The organism is Marinimicrobium sp. UBA4509, assembly GCF_002388575.1.
In the GTDB taxonomy this organism is placed as follows: Bacteria; Pseudomonadota; Gammaproteobacteria; order Pseudomonadales; family Cellvibrionaceae; genus Marinimicrobium; species Marinimicrobium koreense.
Genome location: NZ_DGMV01000037.1, coordinates 8,394 through 12,738, shown reverse-complemented (window position 1 = coordinate 12,738; position 4,345 = coordinate 8,394). Strand labels below are relative to the sequence as shown.

Below are 4,345 nucleotides of genomic sequence, written 5' to 3'. Positions count from 1 at the left end.
CGAACTGACCGATCGGCTCGACCAGAGCGTAAGAAGTTTTGAGAGCCGAAAAGAGTCCGCCGATGTTGAGATCCTCGACGCCCTGACGGCTCTGGTCAAGCAACTGCAATCCCTGGGGCCACCCCGGGAACTCAAGCGCGAACTGAATCATTACCTCAACCGGTTGCCCATGCGCAGCCAGAAGTTCTCCCTCTTCCCGGCTCTGCTCCAGCAGCTGGCGGACCTGCAGCAACAGGCCCTGACCCTGACCCGGGAAGCCAAGCCCGGCCTCTTGGGCCGGCTGCGGGGTGAGCGGGCGGCGGAACCGGGCTCGAATGAATCCCTGTGCGATGAGATCAATCAGGTGCTCGAAGGCCTGATGAATGCCGTGAACACCGAATATATGGGGCCAGAGACTCTGGAGGGCATGATGGTGCGCCTCAAGCAGGGCATCCCGCTGAACCAGTTGCCGGGCTTTCTTGAGGAAGTGCGGGACCTGATCATGCACTCCTGGCTGGCGGCCAACCGGGTGTTTGCCGGCTACCTCAACTCGGTCAACCGGGAGTTGGCGGAGATCGCGTCCCTGATCAACGGTGCGGCCAATAGCCAGGCCAGCCAGCGCGAGGCGGGGCGCAGCCTGTCCGAGCAGATGGCCGAGCGCTGCGACTCCCTGGCCGGGAGTGTCGAGTCCGCCCGTGATCTGGCGGAACTTAAAGGCCAGGTGGCCTCCCAGTTGGGGCAAATTCGCGAGAGTCTGAACCAATACCAGCGAGCCGAAGCCGACTCGGAGCCGCTCACCGATCAATTGGCCCAGCTTGCCTCCCGGGTCCAGCAGATGGAGCACGAAGCCGAAGAAAACCGGGAGAGCCTCCGTCGCCATCAACACAAAGCGCTGCACGATCCCCTCACGCAACTGCCCAACCGGGAAGCCTATGACGAGCGTCTGGCTCACGAGGTCAAACGCTGGGAGCGCTATGGTCACCCGCTGACCCTGGCGGTCTGCGATGTCGATCATTTCAAGCGGATCAATGATCAGTTCGGTCATCAGGCCGGCGATCGGGTACTCAAGGTGATCAGCAAAGCCATTCGTCGGCGCCTGCGGGAGGTGGACTTCTTTGGTCGCTACGGGGGCGAAGAGTTTGTGATTCTGATGCCGGAAACCCGAGCCCAGGACGCCCTGCAGGTGTTGGATGATGTGCGCGGGGCACTGGCGGATACGGCGTTCAACTATCGCAAAGAGCCCTTGCAGATCACCATCTCCCTGGGTATCTCCGAGTTCAGGGAGGGCGATACCGCCGACCAGGTGTTCGGTCGGGCCGATCAGGCGCTCTACGCGGCCAAGGCCGCGGGTCGCAATCAGTGTCAGATAGGCTAGAATGACGGATTCTGTGCCAGCCGGTTTCCGGTTGGTTATCGGCTTTTGGCCAATGAGGATGTTATGACCCTAATTGCACGGGTAGTGGTGGCGCTTGTGGCCTGGTTACCGGCGGCCGTCATCGCCTCGTCGCTCACCATCACAGTGACCGATGACGGGGGACAGCCACTGGCGGATGCGGTGGTCACCCTCTACGCCGATGACGACCGCTCGAGTACTGAGACGGCCCCCGAGGCGGTCATGGATCAGCGTGATCGCCAGTTCGTCCCCCAGGTACTGGCGGTGCGCACCGGTACCCTGGTGCGCTTTCCCAACAGTGACAACATTCGTCATCATGTGTACTCCTTTTCCCCGGCCAAGCGCTTTGAGCTCAGGCTGTACCACGGCACCACCGCTGAGCCGGTACAGTTTGATCAGCCGGGCAAGGTGGCGCTGGGCTGCAATATTCACGACGCCATGCTCGGCTACATCTATGTGGTGGACAGCGATCGGTTTGGGGTCACGGGCCCCGATGGGAAATGGACTTTCGACGCGCTGCCGGAGGGCGACCTGGAGGTGCAGATTCAACACCCGCGCCTTGCCGAGCCGTTGACCAGGACTCTCACGATCACTGGAGCGTCCCGGAGCGAGACGATTGCGCTGGATGGGTTACAACCCGACCCCCGTCAGCAAGCGCCACAAACCGATCTCGAGCGGTTGTTTGACCGTTAAGGCCAGGGGCTGATCTGATGCGCACTAGCTACCTCGCCAAAGTCCTGTTACTGCTGCTCGGTCTGGTCCTACTGGTCGAGCTGTCCTCCTATACCGCCACCCGACTGGTGGTACGCGACACCGTGACCGACAATGCCCGCCGCGAGTTGCAGCGTGGTGGCGAAGTGTTCGCCGAGTTGATCCAGGCCCGGGCGGAACAGTTGTCCCTGTCGGCGGAGGTGCTCACCGACGACTTCGGCTTCAAGGAGGCAGTGGCGGTGGCCGATGCCCCCACCCTGGTGTCCGCCCTGGAGAACCACGCCGCCCGGATCAATGCCGATATCGCTCTGGTAGCCGATCAGCAGGGCGACCTGGTGGCCAGCACCCAGCCTTTATCCGAGGCCAGTTGGAGCTATCTGCGGCGGTACACCCAGGTACAGGAAGCTCGGACCCAACAGCGCTCACTGATGATTGATGGCCGCCCTTACCAGTTTGTCATCTCCGATGTACGCGCCCCCTTACCCCTGGGTGTGGCGGGCCTGGGCTTTGAAATCGACAACCGGCTGACGGAAACCCTCAAGCGCCTGACCGGTCTGGAAATCTCCTTTGTCAGCCTGGAGGAGGACGGGGCCCGCTATCTGAGCGGCACACTGCCTGGCTCGCAGCGACAGGCATTGCTGGGCTGGTTGAGTGAAAGCTCACCGGCGACCGAAACGGTCATTGCCACCGAGCAACACATGACCCTCATGCTGCCAGTGGCGGAGCAACCCACGCCCTTGGCGGCGGTGCTGCAGGTACCACTGGAACAGGTCATGGCGCCCTTTGCCCGGCTCAACGGCCAACTGCTGTGGATCGCCCTGGGCTTCTCCATCATTGCCGCGCTGCTGGCGGTATTGCTTGCGCGCAGCGTCACCCAGCCGGTGAGCGCGCTGGCCAACGTGGCCCGCCGTATCGCGGGGGGTTACTACGACACGCCGGTGCCGGTGCGCTCCCGGGATGAGCTCGGGGAGCTGGCCCAGGGATTCACCCGGATGCAGAGCGCCATCGCCGAACGCGAGCAACAGATTCTGTATCAGGCCCGGCACGATCAGCTCACCGGCCTGATCAATCGCAGTCAGCTGTTTCCGGAGCTGGAGTCCGCGATAGAAAAAGCCACCTGGTCCGAACAGCGCTTTACCCTGATGGTGCTGGATATTGACAACTTCACCCGGGTGAACGATGCCCTGAGCCCGGAAATGGGCGACCGGGTATTGGCCGAAGTGGGGCGGCGCCTGCTCGATCAGGCCGGCCCGGACGATCGGGTCGCACGCCTGGGCAGCGATGAATTCGCCCTGATGTTCTGGCAGGTCGGCGAGGACGAGGTGCAGACTCGGGCGGAGGCGTTGCTGGAAGGCTTTGCCGACAATATCCAGTTGGACGACCTGCATCTGGGAGTCGACATCAACCTCGGGGTGGTGCTCTATCCGGACGATGGTGACCAGCCTGAGACGCTCCTGCGCCGAGCCAACCTGGCCCTCAATCAGGGCCGCCTGGAACAACAGCGCATTACCCGATATGAAACGGGCTGGGACGAATCCCATCTGCGCCGGTTGGCGCTGTTTGGTGAATTCCGCCAGGCGTTGGAAGACTCGCAGTTGGACGTCTATTACCAACCCAAACTCTGGCTGGACGACAGCGGCACTCTGGGCGCCGAGGCCCTAGTGCGTTGGCGGCACCCGGAGATGGGCATGATCAACCCGGAGGAGTTTGTTGCGGTGGCCGAAAGCACCGGACAGATTGGCCTGCTCACCCGCTGGGTACTGCGCCGGGCCATCACCCAGGCCGCCAACTGGTCGGTGCCGGCGCACCTGTCGGTCAACCTCTCGGCACTGGATCTGCTCGATGATGACCTGCCCGACATTGTCGGCGGCCTGCTGAGCGAGACCGAATTGTCTCCCGAGCGCTTGTGTCTGGAAATTACCGAGAGTGCCATCATGCGCGAGGCCGACAAGAGCCTGCACAACCTGGAGCGGTTGCGGGCCCAGGGCATCAGCCTGTCGATTGATGACTTCGGCACCGGCTATTCCTCCCTATCGCAGTTGAAAAAGCTGCCGGTCTCGGAGCTGAAAATCGACAAATCCTTTATTCTCAACCTGGACCAGAGTGAGGATGACCAGTTGATTGTCCGCTCCACCATCGACCTTGGTCACACCCTGGGCCTGACCGTCACCGCCGAAGGGGTGGAGAACCAGGCGATCGAGAAGCTACTGGTAGCTTTGGGCTGCGACCGGGTTCAGGGTTTTTATTACAGCAAACCGCTGC

General features: G+C 62.3%; 3 protein-coding genes. All 3 read left to right on the top strand.

Features of this window, described 5'->3' with window-relative positions:
- On the top strand, nt 1–1,354 hold a 1,354-nt coding region (locus tag B3520_RS05480; protein ID WP_286875591.1), incomplete at its 5' end, for a GGDEF domain-containing protein.
- 63 nt (nt 1,355–1,417) lie between these two features.
- Nucleotides 1,418–2,065 (top strand): methylamine utilization protein, encoded by a 648-nt coding sequence (locus B3520_RS05475; RefSeq protein ID WP_286804197.1) that lies wholly within the window; start codon nt 1,418–1,420, stop codon nt 2,063–2,065.
- 17 nt (nt 2,066–2,082) lie between these two features.
- Nucleotides 2,083–4,345 (top strand): putative bifunctional diguanylate cyclase/phosphodiesterase (locus B3520_RS05470; RefSeq protein WP_286875589.1); only part of this gene is annotated, 2,263 nt, incomplete at its 3' end.

Bases quoted from the DNA above. Each gene is read 5' to 3' on its own strand.
- B3520_RS05475 (WP_286804197.1), top strand. From the start codon at position 1,418: ATGACCCTAATTGCACGGGTAGTGGTGGCGCTTGTGGCCTGGTTACCG.